The following is a 23006-nucleotide window of genomic DNA, read 5'->3' as shown; positions in this document are numbered from 1 at the left end:
ATAATTCAACCAGTCTGAACCCGCTCCATCCGAACTCGGGTCACACAGGTCATGGGGCGGCTATGCGCTGACTATCCGGGCTGCGTTGGCAGGCCGTTTAGCTGCGCTCCCGGCAGATCGGCAGTGCGCGATTGATCCGCTCGCAGCAGGGCATGGGCGGCGACAAGCACAGGAGGGACCATGCGGTCGGGACTGAAGACCGGCGTACGCCTGAGACGTTATGCAATCACGGCGATGGCCGTCATCGCAGGTCTGATTGTCGTCGGACGCATCACTGGGTTCCTGGTCGACTGGCTGTGGTTCTCTTCGATCGGCTATGGTGGCGTTTTCTGGACCATGCTTTCCGCGAGAGCGCTGCTGTTTGCCGCGGTGTTCGCAGTCTCTGCGTACGCAATATGGCTGTCCGGGATGTTGGCGCATCGTTACGCGAGGGACGTCGATATCTTGCGAGCGGAAGCAGCCGCACCGTGGCGCGCGACGGAAGTTGCTGGCGATCTGTCCGAACTGATCGCGCCGCGCGTTCCGTGGCGCGCCACCATTGCCTGCGCCGCGGTCGTCGTTGGGCTGCTTATCGCCGCTAGCGAAGTCTCGAGCTGGGACGTCGTGCTTCGCTTCATTTATCAGGTGCCTGTTGGCGAGCGCGATCCGCTCTTTGACAGAGATATCAGCTTTTATCTCTTCTCGCTCCCCGCGTACGTCGCACTCAAGAACTGGCTACTGCAGCTGCTCCTCTGCAGCGCGATTGTGGCAGGTGCTGTCTACGGGTTGCGCGGGGACATCGCGCTGGAGCGGCCACCACGGATGCTCTCGGCCGCCGCCTTCACTCATGGTTCGGCACTGCTCGGTTTGTTCTTTGCGGTGAAGGCCTGGTCGTGGTGGCTCGACCGCTTTCTGCTGCTCTATGGCGACAACGGCGTCGTCGTCGGCGCCAGCTATACCGATGTCCACGTCGAGTTGCCGGTCCTGTGGATGCTCGTCGGCCTTGCCGCGGCCTCATCCGTCGCCCTTTGGATCAACATGCGCCGCCGGAGCTATGTGCAGCCTGCCGTACTCGCGCTGCTCGTGTTCGGCAGTTCGTTTGTGTTCGCTGTGATCTATCCATCGTTGTTTCAACGTTTCTATGTCAAACCGAGCGAGCTGAAACTGGAAGCACCCTATATCGAGCGCACTATCGCGCTAACGCGACAGGCTTACGGCCTTGCGAAGATCGAGGTTAAACCGTTTGAGGCCGAGCAGGGACTGACGCTCGACTCGCTGCAGGCCAATCGGGCGACCATCGACAACATCCGGCTATGGGATGTGCAACCGCTGATGGATACCTATGCACAGTTGCAGGAGATCAGGACTTACTACAAATTTCTTTCGGTGGACATCGACCGCTATCAGCTTGACGCCGGATACAGGCAGGTGATGCTGTCGGCGCGTGAACTGGAACCGGCGATGCTCCCGCCCAACGCCCAAACCTGGGTGAACCTGCACCTTATCTTTACTCACGGCATCGGCGTCGTGATGTCGCCAGTCACCGAGAAATCCACCGAAGGCTTACCCTTCTTCTATCTGCACGATATTCCGCCCGTCTCCAACGGCGGCCCGGTCATTCGCGAACCGCGTCTCTATTTCAGTGAAGGGCGGCAAGACTATGTCATCGTGAACGGCAATTTAGCTGAATTCGACTATCCCCAACGGCCGGCCAATGCCTACACGAGGTATAGCGGGCGCGACGGCGTCACCCTCGGCGGTGTGGGGCGCCGCAGTCTCTTCGCCTGGCAGCTGGACGATCCGAACATCCTGCTGAGCGGCTATATCACGGACCAGAGCCGGATTCTGCTTCACCGCAACATTCAGGACCGCGTGCGTACGATCGCGCCGTTCCTTACCCTCGACCATGATCCCTATGTCGTCGCAAGCAATGGGCGCCTTTTCTGGATACAGGACGCCTACACCGTTAGCAAGTGGTTTCCTTACTCGCGGCCGGGTTTCGGCGACGGCGCGAATTACATCCGAAACGCGGTCAAGGTCGTGGTCGACGCATACAACGGCACGGTCGATTTTTACGTCAGTGATCCCGCCGATCCGCTGCTGCGCACATACGAGCGCATCTTCCCGGGGTTGTTCAAGCCTTTGAATCTGATGCCACCGGAGCTGCGGCAGCATATCCGCTACCCCGAAGACCTGTTCCTGATCCAGGCGCAGCTCTACCGCGCCTATCACATGGATGTGCCGGAGGTTTTCTACAACCGCGAGGATCTGTGGCAGTTTCCGCAGGAGCTGGTCGGAATGGATGGCGGAAGCGCCGCCAGCACGATGCCGCCGTACTACACGATCATGCGGCTCCCCGGCGACGCACGCGCCGAGTTCATCCTGATGCTGCCGATGGTGCCGAGCCAGCGGGAGAACATGATCGCCTGGCTGGCGGCGCGTTGCGATCCGCCCGGGTACGGCAAGCTCATCGTGTATATCTTTCCCAAGGACAAGCTGGTCTATGGGCCGTTTCAGATCGAAGCACGGATTCAGCAGAATACCGAAATCTCGCAGCAGATCTCGCTGTGGAACCAGATGGGCTCACGGGTCATTCGCGGTCATCTTGTGGTAGTGCCGATCGAGAACTCGATCCTCTACGTGTCTCCGCTCTATTTGCGCGCGGCGTCCGGTCAGTTGCCGGAGTTGAAGCGGGTGATTGCCGCCTATGGTGACCGGGTGGTGATGGAGGACAGCCTGGGTGAAGCGCTTGCGGCGCTTTTCAAGGAGACCGCGCATGCGGCATCGCCGCACCAGGGCACAGTGGACGCTCGCGCGAGAGAGGCACTTGCCCACTATGACCGCGCCATCGAGCGACTAAAGGCGGGAGACTGGAGCGGCTTCGGCGCGGAACTGGATGCCCTCCGGCCGTTGCTCGAGGCACTCGGTGCCGGCCGTTCCGATGATCGGAAATGACCAGGGGAAATTAGCCGGGTCCGCGCTGCGTGGCGGGTGGCGTGGCTGCGTGAATCGCTCGAAGCCTGTGCGTCGATCAATGCGGCTCGCCGAGGCAAGCGTCGGCAACATCGACGATCGGCTCGTCGTCGGCGTGAGCTTGAGGAAACCGGTCAACGCACTTGATCTGAACGTAGGTCCACCACGTTCCCGGTGGATCGTGACCCAGCCACATCAAAGTGGCTGCAACCTTGGTGCGCAATCCCCATTGCCGCCAGTCAGCACCTGTTGGCGAAAAGTTTCCGTGAATGTCCTTGTACAGGTTGCGGTCCAACCCGTACTGCCTGAGATAGGGCGGATTGATGCGCTCCTCGGGCGTAGCCGGCTCGCCATGCGCGATGCCTGCTTGCGCTGTTGCCGTATCCCGGCGGAAATCGCTCACCGCATGGCCGATCACCGACAGCTCGAACAGCAATGCCCCGCCAACTGCCATGCAGGTCACGATGGTGCAGAGCAAGAGCGCCCAAAGTACCCGCCTTCTGGTCGTCGGTGTCTTCATCACTCGCGGCGTCCTTCCGGCATTGGATTCGCCGCCATGCCGGGCGCCTCTACCCTTCGTAGAATGTCAATCGCCTTTTCGGCATCGCCCAGCGAGTCGACCGCGAGATGCAGGTCGACAGCAACATGCCGCAAGACGCTTAATACCTTTGGAAGGCCGCCTCGGACCTCATTAGAAAAATCTACTTCACGAACGGCACGCGGGCAAGGCCTGTCGGACTACGCACCGGTCGGCAATCTGCGTCCAACTTGCTGCTATTGCGCATCTGTATCAAGATCAAGTCGCCTCATCACGAACAGGCGACTCTGATGACAGACGATCCCGATCCCGATTCCGATGCTGCTGCCGATCCCGACCAACTGAAAGGCCCGGGCGGCATGACCTTGCGGCAAATCCACGAACAGGTGCGGAGTTCCGCCCAGCGCGACCGTGAAGTGCAGACTCGGCGCAATTCACCCGCTCCGCCGCAAAGCCGGTGGCAGCGGTGGGTGCGCTATGTATGGGGCCGCAGCGGGCGGCGCTAACCGCAGTTTGGAGTGAATGACAATAGTGGCCGATCTCTGCCTCAAGTTGCACCGTGACATCCTCACCGCATTTGCCCGGCTACCCATTTGGGTGGTGTGCGCCCTCCGTCCTTCTGTCATTGTGAACACGTCGTCATAACGCTACCTGGACAGGTGAGCAAACGACGACGTGGGGCACAAGCAGGTCGCACGCATTTGGCAGGGGAATTGAAATGGAAACCACATCCTCAAGCGGAAATCCTTTGATGGATCTGTCGGACAATCTGGCAGACATTGTCGCGCGAGTCGGGCGGAGTGTCGTGGCAGTACATGGCCGACATCGCATGCCGTCGAGTGGGGTAATCTGGCGACGTGGCGTCGTCGTGACGGCTGCCCACACGATCAGGCGTGAGGACGGGATCGAAGTTACATTGACCGACGGCCGTACGGTCGCCGCAGTCCTCGCGGGCCTGGATCTGGGGTCCGACGTCGGCGTGCTGAAACTGGACGGCGCGGACCTGGACCCAATCGATTCCGGCGATGCCCACTCACTGAAGCCGGGTCATCTCGCGCTCGCCGTCGCACGTGCGGACGATTCCGGCATCAGCGCTGATTTTGGCGTGATCGGCAGCATAGGTGGTCCTTGGCGCACGTGGAAAGGCGGACAACTCGATGCGTTCGTGCGATTGGACGGCGGTCTGCGCCCAGGTTTCTCCGGGGCGGCCCTCGCGGATATGCGCGGGCAGGTCATGGGCATCTGCACCTCGGCACTGATGCGCGGCGCCGGTATGGTGATTCCGGGAATGACCGTGGAGCGTGTCACCGATGAACTGCTGGCTAAAGGGCACGTCTCACGCGGCTACCTTGGCGTCGGCACGCAGCAGGTCAGCCTGCTGGACGCCTGGGTCAATAAAATGAACCTGTCATTCAGCAGTGGATTGCTGATCAATTCGCTTGCGCAGGGCGGTCCTGCGGAGCAGGCGGGCGTGCTGATAGGCGATGTACTGATCGAACTGGACGGCAAGCCTTGCCGCGACATTGGCGACGTGAGTGCCGCACTTGGCTCCGCAAACATTGGGCAGCAGTTGCAAATCGCCTTGATCCGAGGTGGCGAACGCCACGCGTGCTCGGTAACAGTGGGCGAACGACCTCGACGGAATTCGTGCAGGTAAAGTCCGGGAAGCGACGAAATGTCGGATGGACAGACCGTACAGACGGCGCCTTTACGGGTCGTGGTGATTGCGACATCGTGGCAAGAGCGCGCAAGCCTGCAAGCGCTCGTCGAGGCGAACCCGGCATTTGAGTTCCTGGGTAGCGCAGCCGACGCCGAAAAGCTCGTCGATTGCCTCGCCGGATCGGTGCCGGATGTGGTCGTCACCGACATCGCGCCGGAGGCGAGCGATGCGCTCAAGACGCTATTCGAACTCTCGCACGCGTCACCGTCGCTGGTCCTGTTGAGCGACGACCCGGACAGCGACTGGATCCTCGATGCGTTGCCCGCCTATGCGGCGGCGATCCTGCCGCGCAACGCGACGCCAGCCGAAATCGTCGTGTCCATCGAAGCCGTCGCCGCAGGCCTTTGTGTGGTGACGCGCGACGTCCTCGTACGGCTGCTGGCCGGAACGAGACCGCCGCGCCAGAAGGTATCCGGCGAACCGCTCGAAGCCTTGACGTTACGAGAGATCGAAGTGCTGGCGATGCTCGCGGACGGACTCGGGAACAAGGAGATTGCGCGGCAACTCGACATCTCGGACAACACAGTGAAATTTCACCTCTCCTCCATCTTTGGCAAACTCGGTGCGACCAACCGCACGGAAGCGGTGATGCTCGGCATGCGGCACGGATTCATCATGGTGTAGACAGATTCGACGACATGCCGCCAATCAACAGATGCGCCGCCGCTGTCGCGGCGCGAGCGATTGATTACGGCGTTGGTGACCGGCGGCAAGCGGGAGATCCAGCAGCCGGTGATTCGTCAGCGAGCAACCGCTGACAGGCGGGTTCATCCCGGCCTCGATCGACATGAAGACTATCGTGGACATACGAAGCGGCCAGGACGGATGTCGCGTTCCTGAACGCATCGGGGAAGATACTGATTCAACCCGGCTTGCCATCGGCTCGGGCGAGGAAAAGCCACGCTGCGCATCGAACGCAATAGAGAACCAGCGCGGCCGCCCAGCATAGACCGGATGCGTATATCCAGGCCATCGTGAACTGCGGCGCGAGCCAGCGGCCGAGTACCCGGACCAACGTTGCGAGAATGAAGAGGCCGTAGCACAGGGAGCGATGCCCGGTGATGTCTTGAGTCGATCTGTGTCGATCCTGATGGCCCGCTTCATGACCGCTCCAAACGGCAACTATGTGTTGATTCATCTTATACGCCGACCTTTTTCGTCGCATGCGACGAATGTTCGCGACAGGAAAACCGGCAAGATGCCCGATGGCGCCCAGTCCCGGACGCCGAAAACGGTACATCGGCCTGGTTGTCGTCGAAAAGTGCCAATTTCCGATCGAACGTTGATTCGCTCTGCCATTAGCGATACCTTTACATCTATTCTGGTCGTCGGGTTCTGGTCAGCGAAGGGAGAACCGTTTCGTGAAGAGAGCGTGGGCTTTCTCCTGCATCGTCGCATTGAGCGCGATCCTCGGCGGATGCGGCAAGCAGGCATCGCAAAACGCCACTGAGGCATCGGGCGCATCCGCAGGCCAGGCGCCGGTTCTGCCATCCCAGAGCGCGAGCGATGCAAGCGCCGCATCAGGCGCGCAAGGGGCGGGCGCGCTGGCCACCGTCACCAAGACCCAATTGCCGGGAGAGGCAGCCGAAACACTGCGGTTGATCAAAACGGGCGGCCCCTTCCCGTTCAGCGACGACGGCGTCTTGTTCCGTAACAGTGCGCTTTTGCTGCCGAAGCATCCGCGCGGCTACTACCACACCTACACCGTTCGCACGCCGGGCGCGACGGATCGCGGGCAGCGTCGGATCGTATGTGGTGGACCGCGCAGGCAGACCGGCGAGTGCTATTACACCGACGATTACTACGCCAGTTTCAAGCGCATTGCAGAATAGAGACGGAATTGACTGCATGAGCAGACGCAGTCCGCGGGCTGACAGCGGCGTCGCGAGTCATCTTTTCGCTAGCGGTGACGGCGCCTGTTTCGGCGAGTATTGCGGCAACACATAACGGATCGCTGAGCTGCATTCGGCAGAACAAGAACGCCCCGGGCTTCCTGTCAAGGAAACGCCGGGGCGTTGCGTTTGCAGAGACCGAGCCGCAACTGCGACGAGCCGGTGGTGGTTCGTCAATCAGAAAACCTGAAGGCAGCCATCAGAACTATGAGATTTTCCTGCCGCGGCGCTTCTGCGATAGTTGGTCTCAGCCGTTGTGCTGGATATCCGTACCGCGCGTCGCCGACCAGGGAGAATCTGCATGCATCGTTTTGTGATCGTGGGAGGAGGAGCGGGTGGAATCGAACTCGCAACGAGGCTAGGCGATCGTTATGGCGGTCGGCGAAGAAGCGGCGCACAACGTGCGTCGATTACGTTGATCGACCGCAACCCGACGCATATCTGGAAGCCCCTGTTGCACGAGGTCGCAGCGGGAAGTCTGGATCCGTTCGCACAGGAACTGGCGTATGCCGCGCAAGCCCAGTGGCACGGTTTCCAGTTCGTGCAGGGCGAACTTGTCGGACTGAATCGTGGCTCGAGACACGTTCTGCTCTCGCCCCTGCTCGATGACGACGGAACCGAACTGGTGCCGCCGCGCCGGATCGAGTACGACTCGTTGATTCTTGCCATCGGTAGTACAACGCACTATTTCGGCGTACCGGGCGCGGCGGAAAACTCGCTCGCGCTTGATACCGTCGCTCACGCGGAGCGCTTTCGCAAGCGCCTGATCGCAGCTTGCATTCGCGCCGAACAACAACGAGAAAGCGGGGAGGGCAGTGCTTGTGCAACGCCCGCCGATCGCACGCCTCGTGTCCAGGTTGCGATTGTCGGAGGGGGCGCTACAGGCGTGGAATTGTCCGCCGAGTTGCGCAACACGGCGAAGGTACTCTCATCATATGGCTTGCATCGACTCGACCCAACACACGACGTCGGAATCATGCTGATTGAAGCAGGTCCGCGGATTCTGCCGGCGTTGAAAGAACGCGTATCGACCGCAGCAGCCGGCTTGCTTGGCAAACTCAACGTCAAGTTGATGGTCGACGAGCGGGTCGCGGAGATCACGCCCGGACTGATCCGCACGAAAAACGGCAAAACCATCCGTGCGGATCTCACAGTGTGGGCCGCGGGCATCAAGGCACCTGCGGTGCTTTCAACGCTCGATGGGCTCACCATCAATCATCTGGGACAACTCAATGTGCGCCGCACGCTTCAGACCAGTGTCGACGACCATGTCTTCGCATTCGGCGATTGCGCGGCCTGTCCATGGTTGGGTTACGAGCGCAATGTTCCCCCGCGCGCTCAGGCGGCGCATCAGCAGGCATCTTTTTTAGTCAAGGCACTTGCGCGACGCATCGAGGGACAAAAGCTTCCGGAGTTTGCCTATCGCGATCTCGGCTCGCTGGTATCGCTCGGGCACGCGAATGCGGTGGGCAGTCTGATGGGCGGGCTTATCGGCGGCAGCATGCTCGTGGACGGACTGCTTGCTCGCTTCATGTACCTGTCGCTATATCGGATGCATGTTGCAGCGCTGCATGGCTATGCACGCATGATCGTCAATACGCTCGCGCATCGGCTCCGTCGAAGCACGGCGCCGCACGTCAAGCTGCACTGAGCAACAGGTCGTTGTAGATGGCTGAAGTGTCTGGCCGCTGACACGCGTCGTCTGCATATGAAAGCGGCGGTTCAGGCCAAAGCCGCGACCGGTCCCTGCTGGCCATCGTTCGGCCGTTTCAGACGCTTGCTAGTCACCAATCGCCTCATACCACGCCAAAACGCGCCCATGGAGCCGGACGTTAGCCGACTGTAATGCCAGCGACTCTCCACGTTCATGGAGCGGCTCTAAGGTCTTACCGTTGTAACCAACGGTAAGGAGGCGGCAAATGGCGATATTCCACCTGTCACAACGATGCAATAAGACGTACTTACGACTTTCTATTTCCGGGCTTGCGGGGGTAGCTGCACTCGCGTTCGCTACATTGCCCACAGGCGTGTCTGCGGCAGGCGACGATCATGCGTCCCGAACGCTGACGCCAATCAAGCACGTGATCATCATCGTCGGCGAAAATCGAACCTTCGACCACGTGTTCGGCACCTACCAACCCGCACGAGGCCAGTCAGTCTGGAACCTGCTGTCGCGGGGCATCGTCAATGCAGACGGTTCACCGGGCCCGAACTTCAGGAAGGCGCAGCAATATCAGGCGCAATTGAGCGCACCGGCCGGATTCTCGATCGCCCCGCCGAATAAAACTCCATACGGGACGCTGCCCGCCCCCGAGACAGGCGGAGCGCCGACCGCGGCTAGCGACGCAAGCCCGCCACCTTTCGCGACTCACGATGCGGCCGCCCAAGCCGAAGGGACGGCACTCGAGGCGTCCGACATCGACCAGTTGTTGACCGGCGCGACAGGACTGCCGACGGATGTGAAGGATTCACGGGTGGCCAACTACAACGCGTTGCTGAGCGGTCCCTATCTGTTGCAGCCACCGCTCTACGAGGCGTACATGGGCGGTCCGGTGCACCGCTTCTATCAGGCGTGGCAGCAAGCGGACTGTGCGGTCGCGCATGCGAGTCGCGAGAATCCTAGCGGTTGCCTTGGCGATCTGTTCGCGTGGGTCGAGACGACCATCGGCGCGGGAAGCAACGGCAAGCCGCAACCGACGCCCTTTACCGATCAGACCACCGGCGAAGGCTCGAATGCGCTCGGCTTCTACAACGTGAACAACGGCGACATGCCGTACTTCACGCAGCTGGCCCGGCAATACTCGATGAGCGACAACTATCATCAACCGGTGATGGGGGGCACGGGGGCGAACAGCATCATGATCGGCGCGGCTGACGCGTACTACTACACCGACGGCAACGGCAACGCGGCAACGCCGCCCTCGGACCAGATCGAAGACCCCGATCCGTTGGCCGGCACCAACAACTGGTACACGCAGGACGGCTACTCGGGCGGCAGCTATAGCAATTGTTCGGACGCGAGCCAGCCCGGCGTCGGCCCGATCCGCCAGTACCTTGAATCGCTGCCCTATGATCCCAAGCCGAACTGTGCGTCGAAGCACTATTACCTGCTGAACAACTACAACCCGGGATATAACGGCGACGGCACAGTACTCGACAGGTCGAAGTCGCCGTATACGATCCCTCCGTCACCGGTGCGCACGATCGGGGATACGCTGCTTGATCGCAAAATCCCGTGGAAGTACTACGGGGAAGGCTGGCGCAGCTTCATCAAGGATCCGTCCAAAAGCGTCTATTGCAACATTTGCAATCCGTTCCTGTACGAGACGTCGATCATGACGAATCAGCAGGTCCGGGACACGCATCTGGCGGACCTGCCAGACCTGTATGCGGACATCGGCGCGGGCAATCTGCCGGCGGTATCGTTCGTGAAGCCAGGCGGACTGCTCGACGGGCATCCTACATCGTCGAAGTTCGGCCTATACGAGGCGTTCGTCAGGAAACTGGTCGATGCGGTGAAAAGCGATCCGAAGCTATGGGCTACGACGGCGATCCTTATCACCACGGATGAGGGCGGCGGCTACTATGATTCCGGCTATGTCCAGCCCATCGACTACTTTGGCGACGGCTCGCGTATCCCGATGATCGCAGTGTCGAAGTATTCGGCCGGAGGACGCATTTCCCATAGCTACGCCGATCACGCTTCTCTGGTCAAGTTCATTGAGCGCAACTGGGGGCTTCCGCCGATTACCGGACGCAGTCGCGACAACCTGCCAAACCCGGTCCAGCGCGGCAATAACCCGTACGTGCCAGTTAATGCGCCCGCGATTGGCGATCTGTTTGACCTTTTCGATTTCAGGCGGGGCTCAGGCGATCACGATAACGGCCGGCGCGAGGACGATGGCGACCGCGGCGGCGGTAAGGGGTGGTGGCCTTTCTGAGGCCGCGCGGCACCCGCTGTAGCACATAACGAAAAGAGCGATCGCCGCGCATTCCGGCGGCGATCCTTAGCGCTTTCAGGAGGACGGTCGTCGCCCTGGGCTCTTAGCCAGCGGGCGGCGCTGTTCTATTTTTTATTTTTCGCCTTCTTTTCTTTAATCCCGGTCTCTTCCCTGAGTGCGGCGGCCGCATGCACCAGGTCATCTGCCTGGTGGTCCGTCACTGCGTGTTCGAGTTGCTCGAGCGTTTTCTCAAGGGTAGACGTCAGCTCGCCCGATTGCTGTTCAATGCATTCCGCCTCGTTTGACATGCGCTTCCAGAGTTTCCTCGCGAAGCGTGGGTCGATCTGATCGCGCGCGAGCAGATCGATGGCGTGCGTCGCCAATTCTATGAGTCCAACTACCGTAGTGCTGGAAGTAGAGACGTCGAGCTCGGAGCGTTTGGTTTCCATTTTGTCAACCTCTGTGGGGATCGGCGGAATTCAACTCTAACGCAAGCTTTCATTGAAGTGGGGCGGTTCCCGACCTTCGGCCAGAGCAAGAAGCAGACCTCCAGACGTCAGTCGTCTGGAAGGGTGGCGAGGCAGCCAGGCGGCAAAGCGTCGGCACGCGACCGTTCCACCGCCAAAGCGGCCATTACTGCGTGCCAAAACGGAATGGTGCCTGAGGGTCCGAATTAGGGCGACCGTGTCAGGCAGTAGGCGGCCAACCACAGCCCTTCGCCGTGCAATGCACAATCTTGACGTCGGCCGACCGCGATACCGACTTCTGGATACCGCGATCGCCGGCAGCTCACCGGCAGCAAAATGCTGCCCATTCAAAGCCAACAGCGAACGCGTTCCGACAAAGGTCTGGTAGCATGCCTCACGCCGGCGCTCGACTTCATTGGTGGATGTCTTTGATGCTAACGTCGCACAACGCGACGTGAGATTGCAGGTGCAACTCAACGCTTTGAAAGAATTGATCGGGTCCTTAAAGGAGTGAAGATGGTAAGTTTCCTGACGCATGCCGCGTGTCTGTTGGTCGGCGTGGCGATTGGTGTCTTTGCATGCGCACTTTGCGTGGCACGCGCGAGGAGCTCGAAGGACGGCAATTGATCTTATAGTCACGCGGTGTCTTCGCGAGCCAGCGTGGCGTAAATCGCCGTCTTGCATCGCCCAAACCGCCAGGCGGGCGAACCGCTGTCAGAAAGGAAACCGAAGCGGGTGCCATAGTCGGCGCCCGCTTCGTTCATGAGTTACAGAATAAGGGATTACTTGATGGGTGTTAGGTAAGCACCCGACAGGAAGCGCTGCGAATGCGGAATAGTCGCGGTGTAGGCTTGAATCGCGGCTGCAAGCTGCGGACGGATCAGATTGCGCTTGTAGTCGTAGATCGAATAGCCGTCGCCTTCGCCATTGCTCGGATCGCCGTTACGCACGACATACCAGAACGCCTTTGTCACCGAACCCTTGTTCATCAGAATCTTCAACTTGTTGAATGCGGCCGTTTGTCCGGCGTCCGTACGGTCGGTGCCGTTGTTGGTTTCGGTCAGCCAGATTGGCTTGGCGCCGCTGCTGACGAGGTTCGACACCGTGATCATCAATGCCTGCATCATCATGTCGTAGTCGCCGGTGCTGAAGTACGGGTGAATGTCGACGACATCGATCGTGGTGTTCAACGGGCTGGAAGCACTATTCGCGTTGTTACCCATCGCCTTGATGTAGTCGGTCGCCTGAATCAACTGGCTGCCTGCTGGCGGTTGCCAGCCGTTGTTCGGGTACGCCGAGTTGTAGAAGTATGAGATGCCCTGAGTGTGCAGAACCGTTTTGTACCCCGACTGGCTCTTCGTGTTCAGAATCTGCCTGGCTTCCGAATAGAGCGTCTTGCTGCGACTCAGAATGTAGCCGGAAATACCGTTCGGATCACCGTAAGACGGGTCGGAAGCGGAGAACGACCAGTTGGTCTCGTTGAACAACTCGATGTCAGCCGTGAACGGCAGAACAACGTCCATCAGCGAGCCGAAATACCTCTTGAATGTCGCGTCGCAAAAGTCGAATCGCGCTGACGATGCGGTCGGCGGATCCTGGGTGGCCGAGCATTGGTATGCGCTGGCAGGCGCGTACATGCCGACCAGGAAAAGGATCTTCATGCCGCGCGTGCGTGCGGCGTTCAGAAGAGACTTCAGGAAAGCGACTTTGTTTGGGTCCAGCGTGCCGCCATCGGCCAGCGTCATGAACTCCCACGAGACGCCGAGGCGAACCGTGCCGACGCCCAGTCCGGCAATCAGATCCAGGTCCTTCGAACATTCACTCAGCGCCTTCTGATCCGCACTCCAGAGATTGCAATTGACGTCCATTGCGAAGCGGTCCCTGCCACTGCCAGTTGGCGGCGGCTGGAGTGCGACGAGTTGCTTTAGCGAGGCGGTGGCGGAACCTGCTCCGGCGAGCGTCGGCATTGGTTGGGCGCACACCAGTGTCAGAGCGACGCATAGGGAGAAGAGTCTGAGTTTCATGGCTCGACTATAAACGTCTACCGACTCATGCTGGCGCGGAAACGCTGAAGTTACGTGCGGCGATGAACATCGATTGCTAAAGCAGTGGCATTGCTGATCCAGACAAGTCAAACGTGTGTGTCAACCGTCGCTGGCATCACGATCACAAAATATCTGGCACGGCGAACATTGCGAATTGCGAACAAACTCGCATAACGCGATTTATCTGAACGCGTTTATTAAGAAGATTGCTGCAGCGCTCGCATTGAGGAAAGTATAAGGACGGTCGACTACTGCAGGAAAATAAAAGCAGTTTTATTGAGGCTATAAGAGCAATGTGACCAAACCCACAGAGTGCAGCAAGTCGTGGACCCGATACCACCATCTCACGCAAGTTCCCTGCTACGCTTGGAAATGTCACAGATTCGCCAACAATACGCGATCAAAGCCGTCGCGCGAGTCGTGCACATTATTGACCAGTATCGCGCGTCGACAAATGGCGACGCGTGGTCCTGCAGGCCGTTAGATATTCAGGGAAATGATCGCCATGTTTCGTCAATCCGCTCGGGCTCGCGCGGCGGTATGTGCGCGCGCGCCGATTCAGAATTCGAGGCGCCGTGCGTTGCTGCGCGGCGTATCAGCAGCAGCGTTAACCGGCGTGTCCTTGCCGGGGTTTGCACAGCACGCAAGCATAGGACTCGTTACGCCGCCCGTTCGTCTCGGTGACGTCTGGCTGGTTGATCAAAGCGGCCGGAAACAGCTGCTAAGCGATTTGTTGCATCGGAAAGTGACTGCGATGCAGACGATTTACACAGGATGCAGTTCAGTGTGTCCTTTGCAGGGTGCGTTGTTTAGCACCGTTCAGCAACGTATATCGCAGCTTCACACTCGCTATCCGGTTCAGTTGGTGTCGATCGGAATCGATCCGCTTTCCGACTCGCCAACCGCGCTGCATGCGTGGCTCAAGCGCTTTCAGGCCGGACCTGAGTGGCGGGCGGTCACACCGACGTTGCAGGACGTCGACCGGATTCGCGTCGCACTTTCGGGGAGTACGTTGCCGCTCGGCAACATTGCCGATCATTCGACGCAGATCTACTGCTTCGACGCGGACGGGATGTTGCGCTGGCGCAGCGACGACTTGCCTCGCGCAGATCAGGTTTGCGATGTACTGGGCGCATTAGCGCGCGTATAGCTTATTGGATCGAGGCCATGTCAAAAAATAGATCGTTAAAGATTATTTGCCAATTGTTCGACAGGTTCGTGAGAGCGCTGCTGCTAATCTCAGTCATGTCGACACTTTCAGCATTTTCCACGGCTGCCGACGCGCAGACGTCGAGCACGCTTACGGTCAACGGTATGACCTTGTGCGCGGACGTCAACGCCGAATCGACAACGCCTGGTGCGTTGGTTATCGAGTGGACGTGCAACGGCGGGTATAACCAGCATTGGACATTGACGCAGAACAACGGGCTCTATCAGTTCGTCAACGTCAACAGCAACCTTTGCCTCGATATCTACGGTCAAAGCACGGACGCAGGCACCGGGGCGGACCAGTGGACCTGCAATGGCCAGGCGAATCAAAGCTATCAACTGATACCGCAAAATGGCGGCTTTGCAATCGTCGCGTCGCAAAGTAATTTGTGTCTGGCTGTAGCGAGTCTCACGGCGCAGGGCTCGCAGATCACGCAGCAGCCTTGCAGTGGAACCGCTCTGCAGACGTGGCAAATCAGTGGCATGGCCGCGAATACATTGCCCGCGAAGTGGACCACGCCCTATAACCTGTCGATCGTGCCGGCCGCTGCGGCGAACCTGCCCGATGGCAACGTGGTCGTATGGTCCGCTGATCAAAAACTGCAGTTTACGTCGGGCGAAATAACTCCGGGCAACACGTACACCGCGGTTTTCAACCCCACGACCGGCACCAGCAAGCAGGTGCTCGTGACGAACACCGGTCACGACATGTTCTGCCCGGGTATCGTCAATCTTCCGGATGGCCGTCTGTATGTCACTGGTGGATCCAGCAGCGACAAAACGAGCTTCTATACACCGTCGACCGGCACCTGGTCGTCAGGTCCTCTAATGAATATTCCGCGTGCTTACCATGGCAGCGTAACGTTGAGCAATGGCAACGCTTTCCTGGTGGGCGGGTCATGGAATGGAGGCGAGGGCGGCAAGACCGCGGAAACCTGGACGCCGAGCACGGGTTGGCATGTCAACAGCGCGATTCTCGCCGACTATATCGTCACGAATGACGCGGGCGGCATTTTCCGCGCCGACAACCACGCGTGGCTGTTCGCGGTGGCGGATGGCCGTGTCTTCCACGCGGGTCCGAGCGTGGCCATGCACTGGTTCGATACGGCCGGCGCGGGCAACGTGACACCGGCCGGCAACCGGGGCAGTGATGCCGATGCGATGAACGGCAACGCCGTCATGTACGACATCGGCAAAATTCTGGCTGTGGGCGGCGCGCCGAGCTACGAGCAGTCCAACGCGACTTCGAACGCCACGCTGATCGACATTAGCAGCGGCACGGCCGTGACGCAAACGCTCGCGCCGATGAACTACCGCCGCGCTTTTAGCAACAGCGTGGTCTTGCCGAACGGTCAGGTGGTCGTCATAGGTGGACAGGCGTTCGCGCAACCGTTCTCGGACGACACCGGCGTGCTGGCGCCAGAGTTGTGGGATCCCACCACGAAGAGGTTCTCGGTACTCCCGCCGCAAGCCGTGCCGCGCAACTACCACAGCATCGCGCTGCTATTGTCCGACGGACGCGTACTGAGTGGCGGCAGCGGCCTGTGCGGCAGTTGCTCGACGAATCACACGAACCTCGAAATACTGACGCCACCGTATCTGCTCAATGCGGACGGCTCGGCGGCAACCCGGCCGACCCTCACGGCAGCGCCCGCAACGGCCCAGCTCGGTACAACGATCGCCGTAACAGGCGGCAGTGGCATCCAGGCTTTTGCGCTGATGCGCATGTCGTCATCCACCCACTCGGTTAACAACGAGCAGCGTCGTGTACCCGTGACTTTCACGGTAGGAACGGCGGGCGAATATCTGATCAATATTCCTTCAGATCCGGGTGTCGTCGTGCCGGGTTACTACATGCTGTTTGGTCTGAACGCGAAGGGTGTGCCGAGCGTGTCGCGCACGGTGCAGATCCAATGATGGCACTACGGTTACGCGGTACCGCAACGCGTGCGGCTCGCGCACTGGCACTCGCTGCGGCGTGCACCACGTATGTTGCGCACGCCGCGCCGCTTTGTCGGTCGAACGAACTTGGCTGCTCGATCTTTAACGGGCAGCATGCGCTCGCGGCGCAATTGCGCGGCGACGATCATAGGTTGCCCGGCTCGACCACCCGTTGCGCCAACTGCCACTCGCAAACCGGTGCGGCCGACGGATTCGCGCCACCCTTGACCGCCGCCAACCTGCTTCCCGCCAGGAGTCGAAGAGGCGGTCCGGCGAGTAGTTACGATCAAACATCCTTCTGCACGGCGCTGAGAGAAGGCATCGACCCAGCCGATGTGATGTTGCGCAAAGCCATGCCTCATTACCACATATCCGATACAGAGTGCTCGGCGTTGTGGCATTTCATTACGAAGCCGTAGCGACGTTGCGTGCAGTTGCCGGAGTTTCCGCGTCTCTCGTGGCCGCACGCATCGGTTATAGACGTATGGCGCCCTGGCTTGTTCAGACAAACATAAGCGCTCGGCGTAAGGCGCGAAAAACGTCTGATAAGAAATGAGTGTGACGTGGCAGTTAATTGTCATAAAAAGGTGTGTTCGTTACTGAGGAGAGTTAACTATAGTCAGTGCGTTCGAAGCGCTTATTTCGGTAATTTTAACGGCGTGTCGCGATCCAACTGCAAGATGGGTAAGTATGCGCGATCGATAACATTTTGACTCCGAGCGGAGTGTTACGATCATTGCGAATCCGAAACAACATTAAGGATCTGAGGCCGTAATAGATCCTTCTTTGCTACTGCCCATGCGCGTAGCACCGCATTTCGCCTTGGCGTCCTCGCCGGCGCTATCCCCAGAGGTGGCTGCATCTTTAAGGAGATAACATGTCTGATTCTGACGCCGCCGCGGATCCGAAACTGGACGACACGCATCTCGATGTCGATCTAAAGAAGGGGGCCTTTGATCATTCAAATACGGCGAACGCGGATTCTCTATTCGTCTGGTGGGACGACGTGATGAAGAGAACCATGGACGTCTGTGTTGCTTCCATCCTGCTTGTTCTGCTTTTACCAGTGCTAGTCATTATCGCGTTGGCCGTGATGCGCGACAAAGGAAACGCTGTTTATGGTCACCCTAGAATCGGCCGTGGCGGACGTACCTTCAAATGCCTGAAATTCCGCTCTATGGTGATGAATTCGGACAAGGTTCTTGCAGAATTGCTCGCAACCGATCCGCGGGCTCGCGCGGAATGGGAACGTGACTTCAAGCTGAAGAACGATATCCGTATTACGCCGGTGGGACGCATCTTGCGTAAGACGAGTCTCGACGAGTTGCCGCAGCTCTGGAACGTGCTGCGTGGTGAGATGAGCCTGGTTGGCCCCCGCCCCGTGGTCCAGAAAGAACTGGTGCGATACGGACGCGATGTGCGCTACTACCTCGCGCTGAAGCCGGGAATCACGGGCTTGTGGCAAGTGAGCGGGCGCAACGATGTCGATTATCCGACGCGGGTTGCGCTCGACGTCAAATATGCAATGAACCGCTCGCTGGCGTTCGACATCGGCATTCTCCTGAGGACCGTCAAAGTCGTCTTTGCGAAAGACGGAGCTTACTAGGCCGCGATCCAATTCGTCGCGCGCCGCAGATAGTGCGCTTTCGCCGATCACGCCGACGAATCGCCAATGGCCTCCGTCAACGATGCACAGTTCATGAGAGAAATGCCATGAGAATAGTCCACGTGGTTGAATCGACCGCTACGGGAACGCTGATGGTAGTCAGCACACTTGCGACGCGGCTCGTCAAGGAAGGTCACGAGGTCTATGTGATTTATTCAAGACGGGAAGAAACGCCGAAGAATCTGCATTCGATGTTCCATCCGGGTGTGATTCTCGAACATCTTCAGATGAAAGGTCCGTCGCTCACGAGCATATTGTCCGGGCTGCGTCGGCAACTCGCGCAATTGGATCCGGACGTCGTTCACATGCACTCGTCGTTTGCCGGTTTCCTCGGACGAGTTTCGACCTTATTCAGTCTTCCTTCCACCGCGTTTTTATATAGCCCGCATTGCATCTCTTTCGTCAGACGCGACGTTGGCAAACTGAAACGCTATTGCTTTGCCGCGCTGGAGTGGCTTGCGAGTGTAAAAGCTTGCACGTATGTCGGTTGCTCAGAAAGTGAATGCTCCGCGATCCGACGTCACCTTTGGCGAGACGCCGTGCTGATCGAAAATGCGATAGACAAGGCCGTTGCCGAACAGGCGGACCATCATCTGGGAAGCGCAAGAAAAACCGACGCGGGGAACAAGCGCCGAATCGTAACGGTAGGCGGAATTCGCGTGCAAAAAAATCCCCAACTCTTCGCTGAGATTGCACGTTCATTGGATCGCGATGGGATCGAGCTCGTATGGATTGGCGACGGCGACGCGGACCTGAAAGGAATGCTCATCGACGCGGGTGTACGGGTGACTGGATGGGTCGCGCGCTCGGAAGTGATCGAAGCGGTGGCGCAGGCGGACATCTATCTGTCGACGGCGTCATGGGAAGGCATGCCGATCTCCCTGATCGAAGCCATGACGCTCGGTACGCCGGTGGTGGCAACGGATTGCGCTGGCAACATCGACACCGTTCGTCATGAATCGACCGGTGTTCTTTATCGAACCGCCGCGCAGGCGTCGTCGCTGATTAAGAGAATAATGGCGGACGACGTGTTCCGGGAAGAACTTGCACGCGGCGCGCAACAGGAAGCGCGCGGCCGATTCAGCGAAGACCGCTTTTACAACGATATGGTGCAGTTGTATTCGGCCCTGCTGAAAGGCATACGTCAGGGGCGTCCGGCGCTGAGCGAATAGTTGGGGAGGGAGGGGGGCTAACGCGGAGCGAGCGGCTCGGGTACCTGTTCAGGAATATCAGGAATTGGTTTGCACGAGTGAACGCGCAAACCATTTTTCATTTTTGAATTCGCGCGAGGTAGCGATCCACCCCCGAAGCGGCGATCACATTCGTCCACCGCAGATGCAGTAGTGTGGAAGGATCATTCAGCGGCACCATGTCGCGGCGGAGATGTGAGATGCTGGAGAACACATTCGGGCCCGTCACCCTGCATTGAATGCCGAACTCGGCGACGGCGTTCAGGTTTGATGGCGAGTCATTGCAGATGATTCTTTTGCCAAGCGCCGCGTACTCCAGTAGTTTGGTTGGCGTTTGGACGTTATACGGACGCCTGTACGGAATGGTGGAAATGGCGACATCGCAATTGCGCACCACCGCGAGTGCGTCGCGCTGCGCGAGACGTCCCGTGAATACCACGCCTGGCGAGCGAAGATACGAGTCCGAGATCTCTTTCTCGACCGGCCCGATTAACACGAGAGTGTCCGACATTTGCTTTGCGGCCAGGAAATCGGCAATCAGGCCGTCAAAGCCGCGTTCCCGCGTTATCTCGCCCAGGTAACAATACGTGCCGGTGGGGAGCGATTGATTGCGGTTCGCGCTCGTCGCGAAGATCCAGTCCGGCACGCCCATTGGCAGGAAGACGGTATCCACGCAGTCGTCGAAGCCCATCATTGCGCGCATCGACTCGTTCTGGAAAATTCGCAGGTCGGGACGCGGGTGGAATTTCTTCTTGATGCTGTCCTTCAGCACGGGATAGCAACCGACTGACAGCGAGCGATAATCGTGAATCACGAATTTCGCGGTCGGGGTTCTCGGGTAGAAGCCCATGATGCACCAAAGAACGTGGTCCTCGGGATTCTTGATCCGCCGATACTCGCTCGGCGTGCCCGAAGAAACGTTGCATCCGTTCTCCGAAAAATATTTGGTGTAAGCATCTATCTCTGGGTAATTCGCCTTGCCAGGATGAAGAATGAATATCTGCATTTCTGTTCCGTGAGTCTAGTAGGGTCGCTGCGTCTGAACAGATTGCCGCCGTCGGGGCAAAAGCTCTGCCGGGAGAAAAATCCCGCTAATGAGCCGGTCAGGAGAGCCTCAGCTTCAGATCCTCTGGCAAAAATGATACGACGTTGGATTGCTCTATCACCTTGTCCCAGATCAGATTGGCGAAGTCCGAGCGGCGATTGGTTTTTGCACCGCGCATGGCTTCCTCATCGATTCCGTCGAAGATGTTTGCTGTGGTGATTACGCTATTGATGCCCATTTCCTCGCAGCATTGAATATTGGATGGCGAGTCGTTACATAAGATCTTCTTGCCTAGCGCGGCATACTCGAGCAGTTTGGTCGGCGTCTGATAGCAGTGCGGCCGGTGATAGGGGAAATAGCAAACGGCAACATCCGACTCGGCCACGTGCTTCAGCGCATCACGCTGCGGTAAAGGACCGGTAAAGATCAGATTTTCCGTCTTCGAGAATTTCTCGTGGATGTGTGGATCCGGCTTGCCGACGAGCAGCAGCGATTTGTTCCTGTCCGAGTATTTCTTGATGAACGCTTCAAGCACGCGATCGAAGCCACGCTCGACGCTCATTTCGCCGATATAGCAGAAGTCAGCTTTCTTCTCATCCTGACCGCTTTCTTCCTGAACTTCAAAAATCCAGTTCGGTACACCCATCGGTAAAATCACGCTGGGCATGCCGGCGCCAAAGCCCATGATCTGTTGCTGCCGTTTGTTCTGGAAGATTCGTAGGTTCGGCTGACAGTTGAAGTGCCGTTTCGCGAAGTCCTTCATCGCTGGCCAGCCGCCCACGGAAAGCGAACGGTAATCGTGGATGACGAAGTCGGACGCAAGGCGGTCCGGGTAGAAACCCATGATTGACCAAAGAATAACGTCGTCCTTCTTTTCGAGTTTTCGGAATTCGCTCGTCGATCCAATCAGAACATCCGCGCCGCGATTCTGAAAGTAATTCTTGTAGGCCGTGATTTCCGGATAATTGGCGTTGCCCGGATGCATGATGAAGATCTTGCGCATGTTGCACCTTTGTCGCTATAGGGAGATGAAGACAATTAAGTTTGTTATGAAAAATTGCTTTGCAGGCAGTTGTCAGGAATGACAGACGATTCCTGATTCGCCAGGCGGTCCCGTCCCAGTCTCTCCCGCACTCAATTTATCGTTGGCCGAACTGATCGACCAGACGTTGTCGTTACGATCGACCGCGATCTGTTCGATGCCGCGCGCCGAAGGACCGAGTCTTTCACACTACACGTTATTGCGGGCGCTGCGCTTGCGACGTCTGATTCAGTGGCCGCGACCTGCCACGAAGCCGCTCGCAGAAGCGCCGAACACGGCCCAGCCGAAGATAGCGTGGCGCCAGCGTGAAGCCGGTGAGTTGCGCGGCAAACCATGACACCGAAGAGTCGTCGTCGATGTCGAACGCCTTGAGCCGGAACGGATCGCTGCTTTGATCGTTCCATCCAACATCGGTCGTGCGTGCCGTCTTGTAGCCGGCTACCTTCAGCATCGCCACTTCGCGCGGACCGTAAATGCCGTAGGGATACGCAAAATGCTCGCACGGCTTGCCGACGAGGCGCTCAACCTCGATGCGGGAGCCGGCAAGTTCTTCAAAGCATTCGTCGTCGTCACAGCGGGTCAGCGTCGGGTGATAGCGCGTGTGGGACTGAAAATCGACATAAGGGCGCATCGTTTGGATCTGGGCGGCGCTCAGGCCACTCACGATGGCCGACTCGTTCAGCTGGTCCTGCTGAAAGCCCCGCGCGGCCAATTCCGCGAGACGCTCGTCGTTTTTCATGCGAATCAGCCGCTTCACGTTGGCACGTTTGGCGACGGGATCCAGGAACCAGTGAGTCCGCTGTTGCGCCACGACGCTGCTACAGATATAGATGGTGGGGCGCACGCCGTATTTGACAAAAATGGGTAACAGGTCGGCATTGCCAACATGACCATCATCGAAAGTGATTGCGGCGCGCGGGCGGCCGTTGCCGCGCGAGTTTGCCTCCGAAAGCGGAACGAACTCCACCTTGTCTTTCAGATATTCAAGATGCGCTTCGAGCGTTGCGGGCGTAGGATCGTGATAAAGCAGTATCGCGACACGGTCGCGCCACAATAGCGCTCTAACCGCCGTCGGCACACCAGCGACAAGTAGAGCGCGTGTGAATATCTCACGCATCAAGGGTTTCATATGTCTGTCCAATTACCGGCGATTCAATTGCATTGTGCCGTTGTGGCGAGAAATGAGAATGTGCGGCAGCGTACAGTGGTGCTGTAAGCCATAAGTTAATCTGCGATTGCTGCTGGTATGAATAAATCTCTCTGGTTTCTGGCGTGATATGTCGGGCGCTGGAGAACGTAGAAGACCGCGCCAGAACAGGCGGAATTTTCCTTTAGACGGTAAGACGATTTGTCCCGAG

Annotated in this window: 19 protein-coding genes and 1 pseudogene; 12 read left to right on the top strand and 8 right to left on the bottom strand. The window is 58.7% G+C overall.

Annotation, left to right across the window (positions count from 1 at the left end; translation table 11 throughout):
• The first annotated feature begins 180 nt into the window (after positions 1–180).
• Positions 181–2934, top strand: a complete 2754-nt coding sequence (locus tag OKW43_RS33600; protein ID WP_429452637.1) for a UPF0182 family protein — start codon at positions 181–183, stop codon at positions 2932–2934.
• A gap of 76 nt (positions 2935–3010) precedes the next feature.
• Here the strand turns inward: OKW43_RS33600 and OKW43_RS33595 are convergent, their stop codons facing one another.
• Complete coding sequence (locus OKW43_RS33595) at positions 3011–3472, bottom strand: hypothetical protein (protein WP_187634552.1); 462 nt, start codon at positions 3470–3472, stop codon at positions 3011–3013.
• Between the two features lie 308 nt (positions 3473–3780).
• On the opposite strand from OKW43_RS33595, the gene OKW43_RS33590 reads away from it, so the two are divergent.
• From OKW43_RS33590 to OKW43_RS33580, 3 genes are all read left to right on the top strand, one after another.
• Positions 3781–3996, top strand: a complete 216-nt coding sequence (locus OKW43_RS33590; RefSeq protein ID WP_187634551.1) for a hypothetical protein — start codon at positions 3781–3783, stop codon at positions 3994–3996.
• 245 nt (positions 3997–4241) lie between these two features.
• Positions 4242–5147, top strand: a complete 906-nt coding sequence (locus tag OKW43_RS33585; protein WP_429454713.1) for a S1C family serine protease — start codon at positions 4242–4244, stop codon at positions 5145–5147.
• 18 nt (positions 5148–5165) lie between these two features.
• Positions 5166–5834 carry a response regulator transcription factor gene (locus OKW43_RS33580; RefSeq protein ID WP_429452634.1) on the top strand — a complete coding sequence of 223 codons (669 nt, stop codon included), beginning with the start codon at positions 5166–5168 and terminating at the stop codon, positions 5832–5834.
• 24 nt (positions 5835–5858) lie between these two features.
• On the opposite strand, the gene OKW43_RS33575 is transcribed toward OKW43_RS33580, so the two are convergent.
• Together OKW43_RS33575 and OKW43_RS33570 are read right to left on the bottom strand one after the other, a co-directional pair.
• The gene (locus tag OKW43_RS33575) at positions 5859–5999 is read right to left on the bottom strand and encodes a hypothetical protein (RefSeq protein ID WP_187634549.1); all 141 of its coding nucleotides are present in this window, start codon (positions 5997–5999) and stop codon (positions 5859–5861) included.
• A gap of 73 nt (positions 6000–6072) precedes the next feature.
• The gene (locus OKW43_RS33570) at positions 6073–6348 is read right to left on the bottom strand and encodes an NnrS family protein (RefSeq protein ID WP_429452632.1); all 276 of its coding nucleotides are present in this window, start codon (positions 6346–6348) and stop codon (positions 6073–6075) included.
• Here OKW43_RS33570 and OKW43_RS33565 point away from each other — a divergent pair.
• The 4 genes from OKW43_RS33565 to OKW43_RS33550 all read left to right on the top strand — a co-directional run bounded on the left by OKW43_RS33565 (position 6289) and on the right by OKW43_RS33550 (position 11043).
• Complete coding sequence (locus tag OKW43_RS33565) at positions 6289–6660, top strand: hypothetical protein (protein ID WP_429454780.1); 372 nt, start codon at positions 6289–6291, stop codon at positions 6658–6660. The genes OKW43_RS33570 and OKW43_RS33565 overlap by 60 nt on opposite strands.
• Complete coding sequence (locus OKW43_RS33560; protein WP_187634548.1) at positions 6572–7042, top strand: ribonuclease; 471 nt, start codon at positions 6572–6574, stop codon at positions 7040–7042. The genes OKW43_RS33565 and OKW43_RS33560 overlap by 89 nt, the downstream gene beginning before the upstream one ends.
• A 361-nt stretch (positions 7043–7403) precedes the next feature.
• Complete coding sequence (locus OKW43_RS33555; RefSeq protein ID WP_429452630.1) at positions 7404–8753, top strand: NAD(P)/FAD-dependent oxidoreductase; 1350 nt, start codon at positions 7404–7406, stop codon at positions 8751–8753.
• Between the two features lie 268 nt (positions 8754–9021).
• Positions 9022–11043, top strand: a complete 2022-nt coding sequence (locus OKW43_RS33550; protein WP_429452628.1) for an alkaline phosphatase family protein — start codon at positions 9022–9024, stop codon at positions 11041–11043.
• A 125-nt stretch (positions 11044–11168) separates the two neighbouring features.
• On the opposite strand, the gene OKW43_RS33545 is transcribed toward OKW43_RS33550, so the two are convergent.
• Together OKW43_RS33545 and OKW43_RS33540 are read right to left on the bottom strand one after the other, a co-directional pair.
• Positions 11169–11492: a hypothetical protein gene (locus OKW43_RS33545; RefSeq protein ID WP_187634546.1), complete on the bottom strand. Its 324-nt coding sequence runs from the start codon at positions 11490–11492 to the stop codon at positions 11169–11171.
• An 800-nt stretch (positions 11493–12292) separates the two neighbouring features.
• The gene (locus OKW43_RS33540) at positions 12293–13534 is read right to left on the bottom strand and encodes a glycosyl hydrolase (RefSeq protein ID WP_429452626.1); all 1242 of its coding nucleotides are present in this window, start codon (positions 13532–13534) and stop codon (positions 12293–12295) included.
• A gap of 601 nt (positions 13535–14135) precedes the next feature.
• Here OKW43_RS33540 and OKW43_RS33535 point away from each other — a divergent pair.
• From OKW43_RS33535 to OKW43_RS33520, 4 genes and pseudogenes are all read left to right on the top strand, one after another.
• The gene (locus tag OKW43_RS33535; RefSeq protein WP_429452624.1) at positions 14136–14705 is read left to right on the top strand and encodes an SCO family protein; all 570 of its coding nucleotides are present in this window, start codon (positions 14136–14138) and stop codon (positions 14703–14705) included.
• Positions 14706–14722: 17 nt separating this feature from the next.
• On the top strand, positions 14723–16681 hold the full coding sequence (locus OKW43_RS33530) for an RICIN domain-containing protein (RefSeq protein ID WP_429452622.1): 1959 nt from the start codon (positions 14723–14725) through the stop codon (positions 16679–16681).
• A 1030-nt stretch (positions 16682–17711) separates the two neighbouring features.
• Positions 17712–18311, top strand: a pseudogene (locus OKW43_RS33525) (sugar transferase); the annotation flags it as partial.
• 107 nt (positions 18312–18418) lie between these two features.
• A complete protein-coding gene (locus OKW43_RS33520; RefSeq protein WP_429452620.1) occupies positions 18419–19543 on the top strand; it encodes a glycosyltransferase family 4 protein in 1125 nt (374 codons plus the stop codon).
• A gap of 97 nt (positions 19544–19640) precedes the next feature.
• Here OKW43_RS33520 and OKW43_RS33515 read toward each other — a convergent pair whose 3' ends face one another.
• From OKW43_RS33515 to OKW43_RS33505, 3 genes are all read right to left on the bottom strand, one after another.
• Positions 19641–20567 (bottom strand): glycosyltransferase, encoded by a 927-nt coding sequence (locus OKW43_RS33515; protein WP_187634540.1) that lies wholly within the window; start codon positions 20565–20567, stop codon positions 19641–19643.
• A 97-nt stretch (positions 20568–20664) separates the two neighbouring features.
• Complete coding sequence (locus OKW43_RS33510; RefSeq protein WP_187634539.1) at positions 20665–21609, bottom strand: glycosyltransferase; 945 nt, start codon at positions 21607–21609, stop codon at positions 20665–20667.
• Positions 21610–21844: 235 nt separating this feature from the next.
• On the bottom strand, positions 21845–22777 hold the full coding sequence (locus tag OKW43_RS33505) for a polysaccharide deacetylase family protein (protein WP_429452617.1): 933 nt from the start codon (positions 22775–22777) through the stop codon (positions 21845–21847).
• Positions 22778–23006 lie beyond the last annotated feature (229 nt).

It is taken from the genome of Paraburkholderia sp. WC7.3g (assembly GCF_050436345.1).
GTDB lineage: Bacteria > Pseudomonadota > Gammaproteobacteria > Burkholderiales > Burkholderiaceae > Paraburkholderia > Paraburkholderia podalyriae.
This window is presented reverse-complemented; position numbering and strand designations above follow the sequence as displayed.

Excerpts from the sequence above, each read along its gene's own strand:
- OKW43_RS33600 (WP_429452637.1), top strand. The coding sequence starts at position 181 with ATGCGGTCGGGACTGAAGACCGGCGTACGCCTGAGACGTTATGCAATC.
- OKW43_RS33550 (WP_429452628.1), top strand. The coding sequence starts at position 9,022 with ATGGCGATATTCCACCTGTCACAACGATGCAATAAGACGTACTTACGA.
- OKW43_RS33520 (WP_429452620.1), top strand. The coding sequence starts at position 18,419 with ATGAGAATAGTCCACGTGGTTGAATCGACCGCTACGGGAACGCTGATG.
- OKW43_RS33595 (WP_187634552.1), bottom strand. The coding sequence starts at position 3,472 with ATGAAGACACCGACGACCAGAAGGCGGGTACTTTGGGCGCTCTTGCTC.
- OKW43_RS33580 (WP_429452634.1), top strand. The coding sequence starts at position 5,166 with ATGTCGGATGGACAGACCGTACAGACGGCGCCTTTACGGGTCGTGGTG.
- OKW43_RS33530 (WP_429452622.1), top strand. The coding sequence starts at position 14,723 with ATGTCAAAAAATAGATCGTTAAAGATTATTTGCCAATTGTTCGACAGG.
- OKW43_RS33510 (WP_187634539.1), bottom strand. The coding sequence starts at position 21,609 with ATGCGCAAGATCTTCATCATGCATCCGGGCAACGCCAATTATCCGGAA.
- OKW43_RS33585 (WP_429454713.1), top strand. The coding sequence starts at position 4,242 with ATGGATCTGTCGGACAATCTGGCAGACATTGTCGCGCGAGTCGGGCGG.
- OKW43_RS33555 (WP_429452630.1), top strand. The coding sequence starts at position 7,404 with ATGCATCGTTTTGTGATCGTGGGAGGAGGAGCGGGTGGAATCGAACTC.
- OKW43_RS33575 (WP_187634549.1), bottom strand. The coding sequence starts at position 5,999 with ATGTCGATCGAGGCCGGGATGAACCCGCCTGTCAGCGGTTGCTCGCTG.
- OKW43_RS33570 (WP_429452632.1), bottom strand. The coding sequence starts at position 6,348 with ATGAATCAACACATAGTTGCCGTTTGGAGCGGTCATGAAGCGGGCCAT.
- OKW43_RS33540 (WP_429452626.1), bottom strand. The coding sequence starts at position 13,534 with ATGAAACTCAGACTCTTCTCCCTATGCGTCGCTCTGACACTGGTGTGC.
- OKW43_RS33505 (WP_429452617.1), bottom strand. The coding sequence starts at position 22,777 with ATGAAACCCTTGATGCGTGAGATATTCACACGCGCTCTACTTGTCGCT.
- OKW43_RS33515 (WP_187634540.1), bottom strand. The coding sequence starts at position 20,567 with ATGCAGATATTCATTCTTCATCCTGGCAAGGCGAATTACCCAGAGATA.
- OKW43_RS33590 (WP_187634551.1), top strand. The coding sequence starts at position 3,781 with ATGACAGACGATCCCGATCCCGATTCCGATGCTGCTGCCGATCCCGAC.
- OKW43_RS33545 (WP_187634546.1), bottom strand. The coding sequence starts at position 11,492 with ATGGAAACCAAACGCTCCGAGCTCGACGTCTCTACTTCCAGCACTACG.